Origin of the sequence: Campylobacter sp. CS_NA3, assembly GCF_027797495.1 — a bacterium.
Taxonomy (GTDB): Bacteria; Campylobacterota; Campylobacteria; order Campylobacterales; family Campylobacteraceae; genus Campylobacter_B.
On record NZ_CP115609.1, the window covers coordinates 271,774 to 291,129 of the forward strand.

Annotated in this window: 21 protein-coding genes; 9 read left to right on the top strand and 12 right to left on the bottom strand. The window is 34.6% G+C overall.

Annotated features, from left to right (window positions below):
* Positions 1 to 66: 66 nt before the first annotated feature.
* Together PF026_RS01435 and PF026_RS01440 are read left to right on the top strand one after the other, a co-directional pair.
* Complete coding sequence (locus PF026_RS01435; RefSeq protein WP_270863255.1) at positions 67 to 1,521, top strand: DUF2779 domain-containing protein; 1,455 nt, start codon at positions 67 to 69, stop codon at positions 1,519 to 1,521.
* Between the two features lie 9 nt (positions 1,522 to 1,530).
* Positions 1,531 to 2,442 carry a helix-turn-helix transcriptional regulator gene (locus PF026_RS01440; protein WP_270863256.1) on the top strand — a complete coding sequence of 304 codons (912 nt, stop codon included), beginning with the start codon at positions 1,531 to 1,533 and terminating at the stop codon, positions 2,440 to 2,442.
* A gap of 29 nt (positions 2,443 to 2,471) precedes the next feature.
* Here PF026_RS01440 and PF026_RS01445 read toward each other — a convergent pair whose 3' ends face one another.
* From PF026_RS01445 to PF026_RS01495, 11 genes are all read right to left on the bottom strand, one after another.
* Positions 2,472 to 2,936, bottom strand: coding sequence for a hypothetical protein (locus PF026_RS01445; protein WP_270863257.1), 465 nt, complete (start codon positions 2,934 to 2,936; stop codon positions 2,472 to 2,474).
* A 200-nt stretch (positions 2,937 to 3,136) separates the two neighbouring features.
* Positions 3,137 to 5,344: a DUF262 domain-containing protein gene (locus PF026_RS01450; RefSeq protein ID WP_270863258.1), complete on the bottom strand. Its 2,208-nt coding sequence runs from the start codon at positions 5,342 to 5,344 to the stop codon at positions 3,137 to 3,139.
* Positions 5,341 to 7,098 carry a DUF262 domain-containing protein gene (locus tag PF026_RS01455; RefSeq protein ID WP_270863259.1) on the bottom strand — a complete coding sequence of 586 codons (1,758 nt, stop codon included), beginning with the start codon at positions 7,096 to 7,098 and terminating at the stop codon, positions 5,341 to 5,343. Before PF026_RS01455 ends, PF026_RS01450 begins: the two co-directional genes overlap by 4 nt.
* Positions 7,099 to 7,293: 195 nt before the next feature.
* Entirely contained in the window at positions 7,294 to 9,339 is a 2,046-nt protein-coding gene (locus PF026_RS01460) for an AAA family ATPase (RefSeq protein ID WP_270863260.1), read from the bottom strand.
* 149 nt (positions 9,340 to 9,488) lie between these two features.
* Positions 9,489 to 9,776: a type II toxin-antitoxin system RelE/ParE family toxin gene (locus PF026_RS01465; protein WP_270863261.1), complete on the bottom strand. Its 288-nt coding sequence runs from the start codon at positions 9,774 to 9,776 to the stop codon at positions 9,489 to 9,491.
* Complete coding sequence (locus PF026_RS01470) at positions 9,773 to 10,021, bottom strand: hypothetical protein (protein WP_270863262.1); 249 nt, start codon at positions 10,019 to 10,021, stop codon at positions 9,773 to 9,775. Before PF026_RS01470 ends, PF026_RS01465 begins: the two co-directional genes overlap by 4 nt.
* A 181-nt stretch (positions 10,022 to 10,202) precedes the next feature.
* Entirely contained in the window at positions 10,203 to 11,171 is a 969-nt protein-coding gene (trpS, locus tag PF026_RS01475) for a tryptophan--tRNA ligase (RefSeq protein WP_270863263.1), read from the bottom strand.
* Positions 11,168 to 11,695 (bottom strand): shikimate kinase, encoded by a 528-nt coding sequence (locus PF026_RS01480; protein ID WP_270863264.1) that lies wholly within the window; start codon positions 11,693 to 11,695, stop codon positions 11,168 to 11,170. Before PF026_RS01480 ends, trpS begins: the two co-directional genes overlap by 4 nt.
* Complete coding sequence (gene der / locus PF026_RS01485; RefSeq protein ID WP_270863265.1) at positions 11,682 to 13,076, bottom strand: ribosome biogenesis GTPase Der; 1,395 nt, start codon at positions 13,074 to 13,076, stop codon at positions 11,682 to 11,684. Before der ends, PF026_RS01480 begins: the two co-directional genes overlap by 14 nt.
* A 61-nt stretch (positions 13,077 to 13,137) precedes the next feature.
* Entirely contained in the window at positions 13,138 to 14,043 is a 906-nt protein-coding gene (locus PF026_RS01490; RefSeq protein WP_270863266.1) for a DMT family transporter, read from the bottom strand.
* Positions 14,043 to 14,918 carry a DMT family transporter gene (locus tag PF026_RS01495; protein WP_270863267.1) on the bottom strand — a complete coding sequence of 292 codons (876 nt, stop codon included), beginning with the start codon at positions 14,916 to 14,918 and terminating at the stop codon, positions 14,043 to 14,045. The genes PF026_RS01490 and PF026_RS01495 overlap by 1 nt, the downstream gene beginning before the upstream one ends.
* Positions 14,919 to 15,050: 132 nt before the next feature.
* Here PF026_RS01495 and kdsA point away from each other — a divergent pair, with 132 nt between their 5' ends.
* The 3 genes from kdsA to PF026_RS01510 all read left to right on the top strand — a co-directional run bounded on the left by kdsA (position 15,051) and on the right by PF026_RS01510 (position 16,658).
* On the top strand, positions 15,051 to 15,848 hold the full coding sequence (gene kdsA, locus PF026_RS01500; protein ID WP_270863268.1) for a 3-deoxy-8-phosphooctulonate synthase: 798 nt from the start codon (positions 15,051 to 15,053) through the stop codon (positions 15,846 to 15,848).
* Between the two features lie 123 nt (positions 15,849 to 15,971).
* Entirely contained in the window at positions 15,972 to 16,328 is a 357-nt protein-coding gene (locus PF026_RS01505; RefSeq protein ID WP_270863269.1) for a DsrE/DsrF/TusD sulfur relay family protein, read from the top strand.
* Positions 16,329 to 16,415: 87 nt separating this feature from the next.
* Positions 16,416 to 16,658: a hypothetical protein gene (locus PF026_RS01510; protein WP_270863270.1), complete on the top strand. Its 243-nt coding sequence runs from the start codon at positions 16,416 to 16,418 to the stop codon at positions 16,656 to 16,658.
* 78 nt (positions 16,659 to 16,736) lie between these two features.
* On the opposite strand, the gene PF026_RS01515 is transcribed toward PF026_RS01510, so the two are convergent.
* Positions 16,737 to 17,246, bottom strand: coding sequence for a DUF4405 domain-containing protein (locus PF026_RS01515; RefSeq protein ID WP_270863271.1), 510 nt, complete (start codon positions 17,244 to 17,246; stop codon positions 16,737 to 16,739).
* Positions 17,247 to 17,494: 248 nt separating this feature from the next.
* On the opposite strand from PF026_RS01515, the gene PF026_RS01520 reads away from it, so the two are divergent.
* From PF026_RS01520 to pyrF, 4 genes are read left to right on the top strand one after another with little or no spacing between them, the layout of a single operon-like run.
* Entirely contained in the window at positions 17,495 to 17,629 is a 135-nt protein-coding gene (locus tag PF026_RS01520; RefSeq protein ID WP_270863272.1) for a hypothetical protein, read from the top strand.
* Positions 17,630 to 17,684: 55 nt separating this feature from the next.
* The gene (ribH, locus tag PF026_RS01525) at positions 17,685 to 18,155 is read left to right on the top strand and encodes a 6,7-dimethyl-8-ribityllumazine synthase (protein WP_270863273.1); all 471 of its coding nucleotides are present in this window, start codon (positions 17,685 to 17,687) and stop codon (positions 18,153 to 18,155) included.
* 2 nt (positions 18,156 to 18,157) lie between these two features.
* A complete protein-coding gene (gene nusB, locus PF026_RS01530; RefSeq protein WP_270863274.1) occupies positions 18,158 to 18,544 on the top strand; it encodes a transcription antitermination factor NusB in 387 nt (128 codons plus the stop codon).
* On the top strand, positions 18,541 to 19,224 hold the full coding sequence (gene pyrF / locus PF026_RS01535; protein WP_270863275.1) for an orotidine-5'-phosphate decarboxylase: 684 nt from the start codon (positions 18,541 to 18,543) through the stop codon (positions 19,222 to 19,224). The genes nusB and pyrF overlap by 4 nt, the downstream gene beginning before the upstream one ends.
* Positions 19,225 to 19,356: the final 132 nt, after the last annotated feature.

Here is a 19,356-nt window from a genome sequence, read left to right on the forward strand (position 1 = left end):
ATTTTGGTGGGCGAAAAAGCCCACCATACGATTTGTTATAATTTCAAAAAAATAAAAGGCAGAAAAATGTTATCAAAATCCCAATATATCCGAGGTTTGCAGTGTCAAAAATCGCTTTGGTTATACAAATTTAAACCACAACTACAAAATCAAATGCAAGATGATGAGAGATTTCAAACGGGCACGGATGTCGGAAAACTAGCACAAAAGCTCTTTGACGGCGGAGTTGAGATAGAATTTAATCCAAGCGATTTTGGTTCGATGACAAAAAAGACAAATGAGCTTTTGCAAAACGACACAAAAATCATCTACGAAGCCACATTTATCAAAAACGGCATTTTTGCAATGGCTGATATTTTGGTAAAAAAAGACGACGGATACGAAATTTATGAAGTAAAATCAAGCACTAGCGTGAAAGATTATTATATCGATGATTTAAGCGTTCAGTGGTATTGTATAAGTTCTATTTTGCCGCTTACAAAAGCTTGTATAATTCATATAAACAACGCCTATGAAAAGATAGGAAAGTTAAATTTGCAAGAGCTTTTTTGCGTTGCAGATATTACCGAAGCAGTTATCCAAAAACAGCCTTTTGTAAGCGAAAATTTAGCAAATTTAGAAAATATGTTAAAAAATGAAGAACCGCAAATTTTATTTGGAACGCAATGTTTTGAGCCTTATGAGTGCAATTTTTCAGAATATTGTTTTAAAGATTGCGTTACGCCGTCAATTTTAAATTTGTATAGATTTAATAAAAAACAAGCCTATAAGCTATACCACGACGGAGTTATCACTTATGATGATATTTCAAATAGTGATTTGAAATTAACAGCCACGCAAAAACTTCAAATTTCTGTCAAAAACGAGCCACATATCGACAAGGCTGTTATAAGGAATTTTATTTCACAAGTAAAATATCCCGTAAATTTTTTTGATTTTGAAACATTTATGGATGCGGTTCCTAGATTTGATCATCAATGCCCATATATGCAAATTCCGTTTCAATACTCGCTTCATATCTTGCATGAAAACGGCATTTTAGAACACAAAGAATTTTTAGGCAACGGCATAGATGACCCAAGAGAAAATTTGGTAAAGCAGATGCTAAACGATATAACAAACAAAGGTAGTATCATCGCCTATAATATGTCGTTTGAAAAGGCAAGAATAAAAGAGTTATCACGGCTTTTTGCAGAATTTGAAAATGAGCTAAATTTGATAAATGAAAGGTTTTTGGATTTGATTGTTCCGTTTAGAGAACTTGGGTATTATGATGAAAATTTTCACGGAAGTTTTTCTATAAAAAGCGTTTTACCGGCACTATTTCCAAACGATAAAAATTTAAGCTATAAAGAACTAGAAATTCAAAACGGCGGCACGGCAAGTAGCGAATATGCAAATATCATAAATTTGAAAGATAGCTCCCAAAGTCAAAAGATTAGAGAAAATTTGCTAAAATACTGCAAACTTGATACGCTAGCTATGGTTGAGATATTTAAAAAGCTAAAAGAGCTTTGTTAGGGAGATATTATGCCATTAAATATAGATAAAAAAGAGAACAATAAAATAAATAGAATAAACAATATTTTTGAATTGCTTAAAAGCGGTTCATTTAGCACAAAAGAGTTAGCAGATATGTTTGGCGTTACTCCAAAAACTGTCACAAGAGATATGAAAATTTTGCAAACAAACGGAGTTAAAAAAAATAAAAACCACTGGGAACTTGATAAAAGTATGATACAAGACGGCTTAAACGGCGATGAGAGAGTGCTTTTAAATATATTGGATAACATAGCCAAAGGGATAGGTTCAAATTTTTATGCCAAAACTCATCCACTTTTAAAACAGCTTTCAATGCAGTTAAATCAGCCGTTTTTTGCCTTTTTAGGTAGCGAAGAACCCGATGAAGCTATGCTAAAAAATTTTGAAATCATACAACAAGCTATTGCAAATAAAAATATCATAAAATGCGATTACAAGAAGCATAAATTTGAAATAAAGCCCCTAAAAATCGCACTTTTTGAAGGATTTTGGTATTTGCTTTTGCTGGATTGCCACGCAGGGGATAAATTTAAGCGATTTTATTTCAAAGATATAAAAAATGTCGAAGTTACAAATGAAAAATTTAAAATCCCTGATAAATTTGAAAAACGGCTAGAATCGGCAAATTCTGTTTGGTTTGAGCTAGAAAATTCACACACTGCAAGGCTTTTGATAATGCCTATCGTAGCGAAATATTTCGAGCGAAAAAAATATATCAAAGGCGATATTATGTGCCGTAACAACGACGGCTCGATTGAAATTGAGTGCGAATTTAGCAACATAATGGAGATAAAACCGCTGATTTATTATTTTTTGCCACACATAAAAGTCATCGAACCTGCGTGGCTAAATGATGAGATAAAGGCGGAAATCGCGGGGTATCTAGGCGAGATAAGTTAGCTTTGCAAACTTTGCTTATCTCGCGATTATCACAAATAACCAGCTTCAAGTCTATCGTTTAGGTTGTCTAGCCTGTGTTCTAAATCAATTATTGCGTTTTTTAAAGTTACTATTTTGTCTTCTAAATTTGATAGTTTTCGTCTCTCAAAAACTGACTCGCCCTTCCGTAAATCGTCTATTGTGTTTTCTAAAAATACCATGTAGCGTTCTAAATCTGATATTCTTTCGTCCAAATCATTATTGTATGGCGAATAATCAGACATTTTTTTATCGCCAACTTTGAAATCCTTGATTATTTTTATAGCTTCTTCTTCATCTTTGACAATAAATGAGCCAAGATGAGCAGCTGGTGGTCTGACAAGAGCAAAACTAATTTTGTTCTCTTGCGGATAGATATGGCAAACCATCCCACGACCATCATTTAAAAATGTATTTGAACCTTGCTTTCTTTGTAAAGCACCGATTTCTAGCGGAAATTTGTCTAAATTTAGCATATCTTTATCCTTATGTGGCTTTGAAAAATTATCAAATTTTATCATTTAAAATAGACATTTTTTTGTCTAGCGTGGATAAATTTTTTGATATTATATATTGTATTGCAAAATATTGCTATGTTGGTTTTTGATATTAAGCTAAATTTGGCTTGAATTTTCAAGCCAAATTTTTTAGTAAATTTTGCACCTAAGATAAAATTTTAATCATATTGCGAATTTGTATTGATAAATTTATTAAATTCAGTATATATTTTTTCTACTCTATTCTCTAAATCTACTCCCTTTTCATCTTGAAAAATTTTAAATTCTTCTTCATTAATCATAAATTTATCGTTGAAAATTTTAATATATATATTTTTATCTTTTACTTTTAGATTATCGCCAGAGTAAGCATAATCGTCAAGCTCAAATTCTTCTTGATGTAATTGCCAAAGCGCATATTCAAAAGCTTTCCAGTTTTTTCCATTAAGTCTCTCCCGTGTGTGCATTATAAATATTTCATAAGGTTGTTTATCTTTATTTTCCCACCAATACATTCCATGAGTATCATAACGCATTTGTGGATATTTGACGAAATAGTATCGCCAATCCTTTTGAGTATTGGGATTATCCAAATATTCCGAAACGAATTTTTCCAAAAATGGCTGAAACTCAAAAGTATTTTCTGGCAATTTTGAAAGCAACTCATTTAAAATATTTGATGTATTTTGAAATCGATTGTTTTCATTTCTTTGCTTTGTCGGATGAAACAAGTCTTCCCAAACGGAATTTTTTGACTTTACTCCAAGTTGGGTTCTTAAACCAAGATTTTGAGAATAATCACCAATGCAAAGCATAGCCTTATTTATTAAATCCTTATCGCAGTTATCAAATAAAATTCTGAATTTCAAGAAATTATTTGGAGAATTTAATCCAACGATAGAAATCGTCCCTTTTAGCAGATTGTAATCTTCTAGTCTAAAAAGTTCTTCTTCAAATTGTTTATTTTCATTTAGCCACTCAAATTTTGCTTTTTCTTCTTTTTTTTGTAAGAGATTAAAACCCCTGTCTTCTGTCACAATATTGCCATTAATGATAATCTCGGATACATCGTTTAACAATCGTTGCATTTGATTGTTGCTTTGTTGGTCGTATTCGCGAATTTCATCCCCAGAATTCTCTGTAAGATTTCGAATAATTCTAATCCTCCGCTTAAATTCTTCTTCTGTAATAGAATTCTTATTTAATCTATATAATAACACCCCATAAAATAATAGCATACTATTCAAAGGAAATAAGCGATTTCTACCGTTATTTGCAAGTTCTCCATGATGATTACAACAATTTAAAAATAAATTTCTTGCTTCATTTTCTTTTAAAAATAATTTCGTTTTTCCGACTTCATAAGAATCTGTATAAAATATCGAGTCAAAAAATTCAGAAATATTAAGCCCGCACCAACAGTCAAATGCCGATTCTAAAAATTTTAAATTTGAAATAGAGTTTTTATTTTCTTTTGAATAAAGTTGTTTTGCCAATTCAAATTCATCATCTTCAATCGGTTTAATATATTGTTGATAACAAATAATACGGCTTATGAATTTGAAATATCTCATAAATTCATCGTCTATAATTTGATTTTCTCCGCGATAAGGAAAGAGCATATCTGTCCAATCAATATCAATTTTTTTGCTAAATTCTTTATATAAATTCTCGTCTTGCTCTTTTATAATTTCCAATAATTCAGCTTTAAAATGCTCAAAATCCGTCAAGGGTTTGCCGCGAGAATTCATTTTTATATATAATTCATCGCTTAATCCCATTTTTTCTAATGGTAAAAAATAAAATGAAATAAGACTTTCTTCGGTAAGTGCTTGCCATAAATTTTCAATATCAGAAAATTTCTTATTTATCGCATCAATCATAACTAGCATACTTTGTATTGTGGGATCATTTTTCCACTCAAACGGATACCAAGCTTGATTTTTTATTTCAGCAGAGATTTCTTCTGAGTTAAACGAAATTTCATTTTCTATTATCGCCTTGCAAAAACCCCTTGAACTAAATCTTGTGTCATAGGAAAAATGGTTCAAAAAACTATATTTGCTTTTTTCGATACGCTCTTTTTTGGCTGCATACCAATGAAGCAAAAAAAGCGTTGTAAGCCGTTGCTGTCCGTCTAATAATGTAAGTTTTCCATTTTCGATATCGCCATAAACAAAATCAAGCGTAATGGCTTTTTTATTTTGGATAGCTTCATGTAGGGCTGTTAGAAAACGCTCACGAACCTTGTTCTCGGAAATTCGCCCTTGTGCGTAATCTCTCTGAATACGAGGAATTATAATATCCTCTATTGTTACTGACTTTTCCCCGCTTATTGGAAAACTAGAACCGATTAAATTCTTAAAAGTATATAATTCTGGTATCATAATTCAATTTCCTTTTTATTTATTAAAAAATATGGTTTCAAAACATCATTCATATTTTCAATATATGCTTTTCTGTCAGCTTTACCCCAAAAGTGAAGTTGATTTTCGCTAGATTGCGTGTAGTATTTCAAGAAAACTCGCCTAGTGCAAACAGGAATATAATCGCCTCTCTTATCCATGTCGATTATTTTATTTCGCTTTACATCAAACGCGGAATTATTGAGCACCGCATTATCTTTTGCAGAGAGCAAAGCCATATTATTTAGTGTATGAAGCTCATTCTTCTCGTCTTTTTCTGATAAAGCAGATATAATTTTACTAAAAATGTTATCAAAAATCTCGCCTATATTTGATTTATCATCTTTATCTATCTTTGCAATCAAATCATTAATGCGTTCTATTAAATCATCCGAATTTTCATATTTAATATCAAGTAAAGATTTCTTGTGATCCACAAGCCACTCTTTTCTGGCTTCATTTGTATTTAAACCCACTGAGTGCTGAGCGTGGATATGCTCTAAACTCCATTTCTCTTTTTTGTGTCTCTCAAAAGGAAATCTCATAAACTCATCCCCCTTTTGCCGTATAGTTTCTACATTAAACAATAAGAGTAATCGCTCTATATAAGAGCAATCTCTCTTATTCTCATAGGATAATTCCAAATAATCTTTATCAAAATTGACACTTTTAGCAATTTTTTCATCTAATGATTGTTGAAAATCTGATTTTGTTTTATTTGACGATTCATTGAGTAACTCTTGCAATGAAATTGTTTGAGTTGCAATAAGATAGCCAACCTTATGATAAACTTCAAAATTTTCATACCATTCTTTTAATTTTTGATAATAACGCAAGATTTCTTGCCATACATCTGATTTATTTTTTTTAGCTTTTATTTTGTCATTGAAATAAAAAAATGTCCTAAATCTTTCTTTATCTCCTAGCGTTTTATTTGCCATAAGATTAAAAACAAGTTCTATTCTCGTAGCATAATTTTTAGCATTTTCGTTTGTTATAAAATACCAAAAATTATCATTTCGAAGCTCTTTTTCGATAATGTCCCATTCGGTTGCAATTTCAAGCTGTTTTGTATCATCAATACCACTCTTTCTGCTTAAAAACAACGCCTTTACAAGTTCTGCATTGGTAAGTGGAATTTTTCCAATATTCAAACGAGTAAAAAGTTGCATAGAATTTTCGCAAGAGTTGGCTTCATACCAGATGACATGGACTTTATTATTTAATTTGGTCTGAATATCATTTGCAGCGTCATCATCGCTGGTATATTTAGTTTCTGTTTCATTGTTAAATTTTTCAAACCATGTTTTTATAGTCTTTGCGGCTTCATTAATAAAATACTCGTCAATATTTTTAGGATTGTCATTTATATTATCAAAATCCAAATTCTCAAGAAAATTTTTGCTATCTTTTCTTGTTTCATAGGAAATTGTATATTTTATCTGTATCTTTGGGCGATAAATTTTTGTAAATTTTTGTATTAAATACAAAGTTGTAAGCCGTTGCTGTCCGTCGATTAATTCGAATTTATCGCCGACATTTTTAATAACAATCGGTTGCAAACAATAATTCTTTCCATCTTCAATCTCAGAAATATCGTTTAAAAGTCTTTCAACTTCTTCATTCCAGCGATAACCCCTTTGATAATCGGCTACAAAAAACTCTCCGCTAATATTTCCGATTAATTTTGTTTCCAATATTATTTCTTCCATGTTAATTACTACTAATCCTTTCACAAAATTCCGTTATTTTACCAAAAAAAACGATTTCAATAAAATTCTCAAACCTTGCTATCTGTTCTTTTAAAACTACCATTTCATTGCACAAACACGGGATTATAATTTATCAATAAGCCGTATTCGTTATATTTTTCAACTTTTGCCAAATTTTTCATCTTTACTCCTTTTCTTTTTTTGTGAATTTGAGTTTTACTAAACAAGCCCGATTTTTTTGGCGTTTGCCTTTTGGACTTTTTTATACGAAACTTCGTTTTGAAGTCTTGTCGCAAAATCGTTCGCATCGGCAAATGGCGAGAATTTGTGCGTTCGCAAAACAGCAGCGAAATCTCCCGGCGTAAGATACGGCGTAGTTAAGATTGTATTTTTTGCAGTTTCGCTAAATTTTAAATTCAAATTTTCGCACTCTTTTTCAAAAAGAGCTAACGCCATTTTACTAACCATAAAATCAAATTTGATTTTCATATCAAATCGCCTAATACAGGCTTCATCAAGGCTACCCATAAAATTTGTCGTGGCGATGAAAATGCCGTCGAAATTCTCCATTTGCGTTAGCATTTCGTTTGTTTGCGAGATTTCCCAGCTTCTTTGTGCCACGCTTCTATCTTGCAAAAATGTATCGACTTCGTCAAAAACAAGCACCGCTTTTTGTTTTTTGGCTTCACTAAATGCCATAGCGATATTTTGCTCAGTTCCCCCAACATAGGCATTTAGCAAGTCGCTTCCTTTTTTGATGATGAGTTTTTTATCTAGCTTTTTTGCCAAAAATTTAGCAAAAGCACTCTTGCCAGTTCCTGCCGGTCCATATATGCAAATTCGTGCATTTGGATTTGCCTGTATGCCCTTAGTTAAATTTTGCAAATTTAGCCCTGCGTTTATGTATTCTAGTTCATAAATTTGTGGCAATTTTATCTCGTCTTTTTTCTTTTTCTTTTTCTTTTTATCAAAATCAATGCTGTATTGTGCTTTTAGGTTGCAAAAAATATTATTTTTAAATGCGTTGTCTTTATCGGCTGGATTTGAGTTTAAAATCACTTTTGTGGCTTTTGAGATGAGACCTGGCGAGATGAGATTTATTTTGGATAGTTTTTTAGCCATTTTGTCGCTGATTTGGTTATCCGAGTATCGTTTGATAAATTCAAATCTCTTGTGTTTTGGCGGAATAATAAATTCAAAAACCATATCAAATCGCCTTATATAGGCGCTATCTATGTTGTGTATATTATTGCTTATCCAAATCGTAGGCACAGCGTTGCTTTCTAGTGTGCGATTTATCATAGCTTTTGAAATATCTTTTTCGTTAAATATATCTTCGACTTCATCAAACATTATCAAAGCGTTGCTAGATTTTAGGATATTATCAGCTAGTCTTAGCAGTCTAAATCTATCATCGCCTTTTACCGAATTCCGACCATTATAACGCCTTGATTTTTCCCCATAATCAATCTCGTATAGGCTTTTGTTTAAAGTCTCTGCTAGGACTTTTGCAAATTCCGTTTTGCCGGTTCCCGGGGCGCCGTATATCAATATATTTGTCCCTTGCAGATTTTTTGAGATATATTGCGTCAAAAGAGTTGTGTCGATTTTAAGGTAACTAAAATCATCAAAAGTAAGCTCACTGCAACTGCACTTTTGGAAGACATTTTCAAAAAGCTTTTCTATGGCACTAATGCTTTTTAACATTGCCATAGGAAATTCTTTATCTTGAAACTCAAATGTGTCGCAAAGTTCTCTATAATCAATATTTAGAATAAAACTTTGTGTTAGTTTTAAAAGTGCTTTGCTGACTTCGTTTGTGTCTAAATTTAAAATTTTTTCAAGTAAAAAAGGTAAATTTACAGGAGTTGCAATTCCGCCTATATACTCTGTTCTTAAAAATTCTTCGATATTTTCGTTGAAAACATTTACTAGTATGGCAAATTCAAGTATATCTCGCTCTGTTTTTCCAAAACCAAAAGTCTTGCAAACCATATCAAGGTTAATGCTTAAAATTTCATATGTTTTGATACGCTTTCTTTCGTATTTTTTTAGCATTTCTTGCAAAAAATTCTTATCAATTTCATCTAAATTTGATTTTTGCAAATTCAATCTATTATTTATATCTTCTTTATAATCATGGTAATCGGTTTTTGAAAGGATTTTATATCTGTTGATTTTATCTAAAATTCGCAAAATCCAAAGTTTTATCTTTTCATGTATCTCTTGTGATAACACATCTTGATTTGCAGTTTGTCGTCTCATATTTTGTCCTTTCAATGTAAATTTGAAAAGATTATATGAAATTTATTGGACACTTTTTTGTCCTTTGTGTGAAATCTGTAAATTTTGAAAAATATTAAAATTTTGTAAGCAAAATATAAAAGGGTCGGCAAAACGCTAACCTTATGGTGTTATGAAGCAGAAAATTTGTGTTTGTTGTTTTTGAAAATTCCCAAAATTTTGATTTGTTCTTTTGTGATACGAAAAACTATCGTATAACCTTTAAAAATCAAATTTCTAACATTTTCGTTATTTGCTTGTGTATTTTTGACATAGGCATAAGGCATATCGGAAATTTTATTTATTTTTTCTAATAACTCGTTTCTAAATTCAAGTGCTCTATTTACGCTATCGTTTGCGATGAAAACGATTATTTTGCCAAGTTCGATTTTAAAATTCTCACTATGGACTATTTTCATATATTTGCACCAAATTTTCGCAAAATCTCATTGGTGTATTCTATTATTTCATCTTGTGTATGAAATTTAAGTTCGCCTTTGTCATCTTTTTCGATAAGTTCAAGTAGTTTTGCACTATCTTCATTGCCTAAATCGCTCGGTTCATCGTAAGTCATCATAACGGCATTTGGGTCAAGCTTAGCTACCATAGCTTGTATAGCCTGTATCATAGAAGTATTATTTGTTTGGATACTCACGGTTTGCATTTTTTACCCTTTCTTTTTTGATTTATCACTTGATTTTAGCGAATTTGGACTATGAATTCAATAAATTAAGTGCAAATTTTTATCTTTCGTTTTACTTTGTCATTGCAAATTTAACCTTTGGCGATGACAAAGTGGCACTAAATTTGCAAATTCAAAAAATAAGAAAGTGCAAATTTGCGATTTACCTATAAATCCCCGTGGCGTTGCGAATTTTATCCATTAAATTTACGGCGTGAGCCTTAGCTTTATTTGCGCCAAGAGCCAAAATTTCGTCCAACTCGCCCTTGTGCGCCATGTAGTATTCAAATTTTTCTCTTGCTTCTTTGAAATATTCGCTAACAAGCTCATTTAGATACATTTTAAAGTGTCCATGACCTTCGCCGCCCTTTTCGTATCGCTCTTGCAAGGCTTTTTGCCCGTTTTCGTCTAAGAAAAGTTTTGCGATATTATAAACATTGCAAGATTTCCACTCTTTTGGGGCTTCAAGTGGCTCAGAAGTCGTTACGATCGAGCCGATTTGCTTTTTAAGCTCTTTTGGAGAGCTAAAAATATCAACGGTATTTCCGTAGCTTTTACTCATTTTTGCGCCGTCAGTGCCGGGGACTACGGCGACATTTTCATTAACTCTTGCTTGCGGAAGCGTTAAAATTTCGCCAAAAGCGTTATTGAATTTAATCGCAATATCACGCGCGATTTCGACATGCTGAATTTGATCTTTTCCCACAGGAACGACATTTGCAGAGTATAGCAAAATATCAGCCGCCATTAGCACCGGATAAGAAAACAAATCGTGCTTCGTTTCAAAGCCCTTTGCGACCTTGTCTTTATAAGCATGAGCGCGCTCTAACAGCCCCATTGGCGTGTATCCGCTTAAAATCCAGTAAAGCTCCAAAACTTCCTTCACATCGCTTTGCACCCAAAATGTGCTTTTATTTGGGTCAATCCCAAGCGATAAAAATGCAGCAGCTGCTTCGTAGGTCGAATTTCGCAGTTTTTCGCCGTCTCCGACAGATGTCATCGCATGGTAGTTTGCGATAAACATAAAAAGCTCTTCTCCTGCATTTTGCGCATCTACCATTTGTTTGATACTTGCAAAATAGTTGCCTAAATGCAGTTTGCCCGATGGTTGAAGTCCTGTTAGTGTTCTCATTTTTTACTCTCTTTTTTTATGATTTTTTGAATTTTTTTAACGATTTGTTCGGCGCTTAAATTTTCTACTTCCACGATAAAATCAGCCTTTTTAGCGTATTTTTCATCTCGCTGGGCGTGAAGAGATTTTGCTTTGTCTAAATCTTTTAAAAGCGGTCTTTTTGCGATTTTTTTCTGTGAATTTTCGCTTTTTGAAATTCTTTCATAAATCGCTTCAAAGCTTGATTTTAGGTAAATTACCGTGCCGATTTTATTTAAATTTTTAACGGCAAAAAAACCACCGCCTGTTGAGATTATGGCGTTTTGGACATTTTTTTCTAAAAATTTGGCCAGTTTTTTCTCTATTTTGCGAAATTCGCTTTCGCCGTCGTCGGCAAAAATTTGCTTTATTTTTTTGTTCGCATAACTTTCGATTAAATCATCACAATCTATGCAAAAAAGCCCTGTTTTTTTGGCTAACGCCCTTGCAACCGTGCCTTTGCCAACGCCCATAAAGCCGATTAGTATAAAATTATTTTTCTTCATTTTCCGAATTTTCTCCCCTAGGTCTAGGTAGTAACACAAGCGGTGTGCCAAGCAGGTCAAATCGCTCTCTTAGCTGATTTGCCAAATATCTTTTATAGCTAAAATGAAGCGCTTTTGGGCGGTTCATAATGAGCGCGATTTTTGGCGGCGCAAAGCCAAACTGCACGGCGTAGTAAATTTTTACGACCTTGCCCTTTTCGTGTGGCAATGGGTGGGCTTTTGTCGCTTCGGCGATAGCTTCGTTTAGCTTTGAAGTCTGAATTTTTTGCGTGAAATTTTTATAAACTTCTAAAATAAGCGGATAAATTTTGTGAATTCGCTTTCCGCCGGTAGCCGAAACGCTGATAATCGGCGCATAAGCAAGAAATTTAAATCTATCTCTGATTTGAAAAGCTAGTTTATCAAAATCTTCTTCGCTTTTGTCCCATTTATTTAGCACGATAATCACGCCAAGTTCGAATTTTGAAGCAAGACCCGCTATGCGTTCATCAAGTTCGCTAAACGGATCAGAACTATCTAAAACCAAAAGCGCAATGTCTGAATTTTCTAAAATTTTCTCCGTGCGATTAAGCGCGAATTTTTCTATTCCTTCGATTTTACCGCGTTTGCGAATTCCGGCTGTATCGACGAACTCAAAAATTCTATCTTCATAAACAAAGCTTTCATTTACAGGATCTATCGTCGTTCCTGCCACGCTACTAACCACTGAGCGATTTTCTTTGACAAGAGCGTTTAAAAGGCTTGATTTACCGACATTTACACGCCCTATGATACCGACTTTTATAGGTTTATTTTCAAAATCTTCTTCGCTTAGATTTTTTTCTTTTATAAATTCGCCGTTGTCGTCTAAATTTTCTAAAAAATCATCAAAACTTTCGTCATCGTCGCTTTTTAGCTCATCATCTAAAAATTTATAAATCCAGCTTTTTAGCTCGTCAATGCCGCTGTTATGGCTAACTGAAATGTTAAAACTTTGGCTTCCAAATTCGTTAAATTCCCAGCTTCGCTCTTCATCTTTTTTGCCGTCGATTTTATTTATGACAAGGGCTGTTGGCTTATCTAGCTTTAAAAGTGAGTAAAAAATTTGCCTATCTTTGGTATCAGGCATAAATTTGCCATCGACCATAAATACGATAATATCGGCGTTTTTAGCTTCCCCGAGCGTTTTTTCTTGCACTTTGGCAAAAAGCTCGGTTGTGTTATCTAGCCCACCGCTGTCGATTAAAACGGCGTTTCTATCAAAAATTTCAACTTGCGTTTTGTTTGTATCGCGCGTAGTGCCTGCAACTTCGCTAGTAATGGCAATGCGAGAATTTGCCAAGCGATTAAAAAGCGAACTTTTGCCGACATTTGGGCGACCGATTAAGATGATTTTTTTCACGAATTTCCTTTAAAAATGTTGATTATAACAAATTTTATATAAAATGAAAATTTTTTAAAATTTATTTCTCTTTTGCGATTAAAATTCCACTTATAATGATAACGCAAATTCCACAAAGTCCTAGCAAATTTGGCAGTTTATCGCCCAAAAGAAGTCCAAGAACTAAGCTAAATAAAATCTCGGTATAGCCTATGGCAGCCGGGATCCCAGCTTTTCTTGTGGCGGCGTAGGATTTTGTAAGATAAAGTTGAAACAAATATCCTCCAACGGCGATTAAGCCCATATAAAGCCAACCTTTGGCGCTTGGAAAGACGAATTTAACGGGCGTTATATCAAATTCGCCAAGTAAAAGCACAAGCCCCATTATAACGCTACCGCTTAGCATATATGAAAGCACGATTGTGTTTGCCGAGTAATATTTTCGCAGTTCATGGACACTAACTAGCGCTAAACCACTGCACAAACCGCCCACGATACCGACGATGTCGGTGGTTTTTATGCCAAATTGTGGTTGGACTATCATCGCAAAGCCGACAAAGCCTAAGATTATCGCAAACCACGCAAGATTGCTTAATTTTTCGCCGAAAAAATAGGCTGCTATTAACGCCGTCCAAACAGGTGCAGTTTTATAAAGCGAAAAAGCAGTTCCAAGATCGGTATTTGCGATATTGTAAAAAAATGCACTCATACCACAAAGCCCGATAACGCCACGAAAAATGAGAAAACCCAAATGTCCGCCGCTAAAAAAGTTGCAATCTTTTTGTTTAAAAAGCACCCAAATAACGATGATTAGCCCAAAAAAGTTACGAAAAAATACGATTTCAAAACTACTCATTTCAGAGCTTAAAAGTTTGCTAATAACACCGATGAGCGAGTTATAAAATGCCGCCATTAGCGAGAAATAAACGCACAAATGCGTTAAGAAAAAAGGGTTAAATTTGGTGCGTTTTTGTGGAAAAAATTTCATTATTTCTCTTTTGCGATTAAAAGTCCGCTAAAAATAATCGTCGCAATGCCCAAAAGCGCGACATTATTTGGCAACGCATCGCCAAGAAGTAGCCCCAAAATCATACTAAAAATAATATCCATATAGCTAATGGCAGCCGGAATTCCTGCTTTTTTAGTCGCAGCGTAGGCTTTTGTGAGATAAACTTGATAATAATACCCGCCAAGTCCCACAAGAGCAATCAAAACCCAGCCAAAAAGGTTTGGAAATACAAATTTAAACTCGCCAATGCCAAATTCGCCCAAAACAAGTAAAACACTCATCGTCAAAACGCCAAAAAACATAAACGATAAAATTATCATATTTGCAGAATAGTATTTGCGAAGCTCTCGCACACTTGTTAGCGCCATACCCATGCAAATTCCCCCGCCAATGCCGATGAGATCGTTTGCTGTAATACCGATATTTGGCTGAACCACTAACGCAATGCCGATAAATCCGAGTATAATCGCGCTCCAACCAAGCAGACTTAGTCTTTCTTTAAGCAAAAAATATGAAAATAGCGCGATATAAATCGGCGAAGTTTTTTGAAATGTAAAAGCCGTGCCAAGATCGATATGAGCGACATTGTAGAAAAATAGCAAAAGCCCAACCGAGCCGATAACGCCACGAAAAATAAGCAAAACAGGCTTTCCGCCGTGACCGAAATTTCTATCTTTATTTAGTGCGATTAAGATGATGATTAGACCGATTAGATTGCGAAAAAATACGATTTCAACGCTAGTCATTTGCTCGCTTAAAATTTTCGAAAGCGCCCCCAAAGTCGCAAAATGAAAACAAGCAAGCAACATAAAATAAATCGATAAATGTCGCATTATAAAGGGATTATAGGGCATAAATTTTTCCTGGAATTTGATAAATTTAAGCAGATATTCTATCACTTTTTTGTTTAAAGTTTTGTTTGGCGTTTTATTAAAGTAAATTTGGCTATAATCCCTAAAAAATTTTGTAAATTTAAAGGATAAAAAATGGTTTTAATAGCAGGTCCGTGCGTGATAGAAAGTCGTGAGCTAGTCTTTGCGGTGGCAGAAAAACTTCGCAAATTTAATGAAATGAGCGAAATCGATTTTTATTTTAAGAGCAGTTTTGACAAGGCAAATCGCACGAGCATTTCGAGCTTTCGTGGTCCGGGACTAAAAAAAGGTTGCGAGATACTAGCCGAAGTGAAAGAAAAATTTGGCTTTAAAATTTTAACAGATATTCACGAAAGCACCCAAGCTGCACCCGTTGCCGAAGTGGCTGATGCTTTGCAAATTCCAGCTTTTTTGTGCCGTCAGACCGATTTGCTTGTGGCTGCTGCCAAAACAAAGGCGATAGTAAATATCAAAAAAGGGCAATTTCTCTCGCCAAGTGCAATGAATCACAGCGTGAAAAAAGTCCTTGAAACGCGTGGCGTAAAAAGCTCAGGCTTTACGGCTGCCAAAGAAAACGGCGTGTGGCTGTGTGAAAGGGGAAGCACTTTTGGGTATGGAAATCTCGTCGTTGATATGCGAAGTTTTCCGATAATGCGTGAGTTTGCGCCTGTGATTTTTGACGCAACGCATAGCGTGCAAATGCCAAGCGCAAATGGTGCGACAAGTGGCGGAGACGCGAGATTTGTGCCGTATTTAGCAAGAGCGGCGGCGGCTGTGGGGGTCGATGGATTTTTTTACGAAACGCACCTAAATCCATGCGAAGCACTATGCGATGGTCCAAATATGCTAAATTTAGACGAATTAGAAAAAAATATAAATGAAATTTTGGCGATTAAAAAGGCTTTGGCGTAAAAACTGCGTCATTCTGAGCAAAACAAAGTGAAGCGAAGAATCTAAATTTAGAAAAATTTGCAAAATTTAAAACTATTTTTGCGATAAATTTATGCACCAAATTTCAAATTTAAAGGATAAAAAATGAAAGTTTTAATCATCTTAAACCACGCACCTTACGACGGAAGCGATGTGGCGTGGAACGCTCTTAGGCTTGGCGAAAAACTGCTTGAAAGCGGGGCAGAAGTGAAGTATTTTTTGATGAACGACGCTGTTGATTTGGCTAGGGAAAAATGTGTCAAGCCTGAAAATTACGATAATGATTTGGTTGCGATTTTAAAAAGCCTAATCGCAAAAGGCGTAGGCGTGGAAGTTTGTGGCACATGCCAAGCAAGGTGTGGAATTTACAAAAACGAGCCATACTACGCAGGTGCCGAAAAATCCACAATGCCGAATTTAGCAAATTTAATTCTAACTAGTGATAAGGTTTTGAGTTTTTAGATTGATAAATTTTTTAAAAAAGACTACTTTATTATAATATTTTAAATATGATTTTGATAGAATGATTAGTATATTTAAAGGAGTATTATGAAACAATATGATGATACTGAATATCAACAATATAGAAAAGCACAAATAAAAAAATGGATAACAAATGGAATGTCAGAAACTGATGCTGAACAATTAATGTATGAAAAAGAAAATGACTTGTATTCTGGCGATGATGATATGGATATTCCATATGATTATACTATTGTTGAAAGAGCAGAACCTTACGGCGGAATTGGTTTAACAGAAGAAGAGCTTGTAAAATATTCTTCCGATAACTAGTTTTTAAATATTTTCAATCTCTTATCAAAATTGGCGAATTTGAAAATTTAAATTCGCCAAATTTCGATAAATTTTTAATTATTTTTTTGCAGGTTTCATCTGCGGTAGTATCGCTCGGACGATGTCGTCTGACTTTATATTGTTAGCTTTGGCAAATTCATTTATGCTGAGATTTAAATTCGCATTAGTCAAATTTGCGTTTTGCAAAAATTCGCTAAATTTGGCTTCGTCTGTTTTAAAAGCCGTTTTGGCTTCGCTCACGCTTAAATTTAAAACCGCAGGATAGAGCATTTTCGCCACAGGAGCTTTGCCGTTGCCACCACCAAAACTCACAAAACAAAGGGCGATCAAAATCACGCTAAATGCAGTTATCAAAATGCCTTTTAAGCCTTTGAAATAGTTTGTAAAAGCCTTGAAATTTACGATTATATGAAGCACACAGGCGATTATCATCGCTGCTCCGACATATTCGTGGATTAGTTTTAGATTTCCGCCGCGAAGCCCAAAAAATAGTGCCGCACCACTAACAGCCATAACGGCAAATGTCGCCACCGTCGCACCCGTGCCAAAAGTTCTAAGATTTTTCATAATTTTTCCTTTTTAAAAAATAAACGCCGAATTATAAAAAATTCGAGTGAAATTTTGGTTAAATTTTTAAAATTTATTATTTAAAATTTACAAATTCTAAATTTAACTTTTGGCGATTGCCACGAAACGGCTAATGCCGTTTCTCGCAATGACAATTGAAGCAAAATTATTGCCAAAACAAAAATAAAGCAAAAATTTGGTAAATTTACAAGTTATTTAAATAAAAAAATTGCAAATTTTTAGCATTTTTGCGTAATTTTAAATTTATCACGGCGTATGCCGACGATTTTTCGTGTTGTGCCGTAAATTTCGAGCGAGATAAGGCTAAAACGCCTATCGAAGCGAGAAATTTACAAACTCACGAAAAAGCTAGGCTGGTTTGATTTTAAATTTGGTTACTAAAATGCTAAAAATGGAGCAAGGAAAAGGAAATTTAATATGAAAGTTATCGAAGGAAATTTAAATTTAAAAGGTAGCGAAAAAATCGCCATCATCGCAAGTCGCTTCAACCATATCATCACAGATCGCCTTGTCGAGGGCGCCAAAGACGCATTTTTACGACACGGCGGAGATGAAAAAAACCTAAGCCTAATCCTAGTCCCGGGAGCTTTTGAAATCCCAATGGCACTTCAAACTGCCTTAGAAAGCGCTAAATTTGACGCAGTTTGTTGCGTAGGAGCGGTCATAAGGGGCAGCACGCCGCACTTTGACTATGTGAGCGCAGAAACCACAAAAGGAATCGCTTCTATCACCCTAAAATACGGCAAACCTGTGGCTTTTGGCGTTCTTACAACCGACACTATCGAACAAGCAATCGAACGAGCAGGTTCAAAGGCGGGAAATAAGGGCTTCGAAGCGATGAATTCGGTTATTGAGATGATAAGTTTATACAAAAACTTAAAGGCATAAAAATGGCAACAAGACATCAAGCCAGAAGTGCGGTGGTATCGCTACTGTATGCTGGGGAAATGGGTAGCGAGATGAACGAATTTAAGCACGAATTCTTAGAAGAGAAAAAAATTCGTAACGAGCAAAAAAACTTTTCTTTGGGGCTGTTTGAGGGCGTAAATGCGAATTTAGAAGCGATAGATGAAAGACTTAACGAGCGATTAAACGAGCATAAACTTACCGAAATCGGCGCAATCGAAAGGGCGATTTTAAGGCTTGGGGCGTATGAGCTACTTTTTAGCGATACGGATAAAGCCGTCATCATCAACGAGTGCGTAAATTTGGCAAAAGAGCTAGCCAGCGATACTGCGCCGAAATTCATAAACGGCGTTTTGGAGAATTTAAAATGAAACTTTGCGTGGCACTTGATCTGCCAAGCCGCGATGAGTGCTTGAATTTGGCTCACAAACTAGCCCATTTTAAAGATTTATGGCTAAAAGTAGGGCTAAGGGCTTACTTGCGGGACGGAGCAAATTTTATCGATGAGCTTCGCAAAATAGGCGATTTTAAGATATTTTTGGATTTAAAAATTTACGACATACCAAACACAATGGCTGATGCGTGTGAAGTGATTTCTAGCGTGGGGGCGGATATGATAAACCTGCACGCAAGTAGCGGAAAACGCGCGATGAGCGAAGTTATGGGGCGTTTGGCAAATTTGCGTGAGCGACCTTTGGTTTTGGCAGTTTCTGCACTAACTAGCTTTGATGAAGCCGAATTTAAGGGCGTTTATAACGCTAATATCAACGAAGCCGTGCAAAAAATGAGCATGGAAGCTTTTGAAAGTGGGCTTGACGGCATGGTGTGTTCGGTTTTTGAAAGTAAGCTAATCAAATCTTGCACGAGTGAAAAATTTATCACGCTATGTCCTGGAATTCGTCCTTTTGGCGAGAGCATAGGAGATCAAAAAAGAGTAGCAAATTTGCAAACTGCAAAAGAAGCAAATGCTGATTTTATCGTGGTTGGGCGACCGATTTATAATGCAGTTAATCCAAGCGAAGTGGTTGAGAAAATTTTAAACGAAATTTAGTAAATTTATATGTCGCAAAAGGATAAATTTATTAAAAAATACACATAAAGTTTAAAGCTATGCTTATAAGTTTTTAAACAAACAAAATATTAAATTTAAAAAATTTCTTGGCAAATTTATAAAATTTGCCAA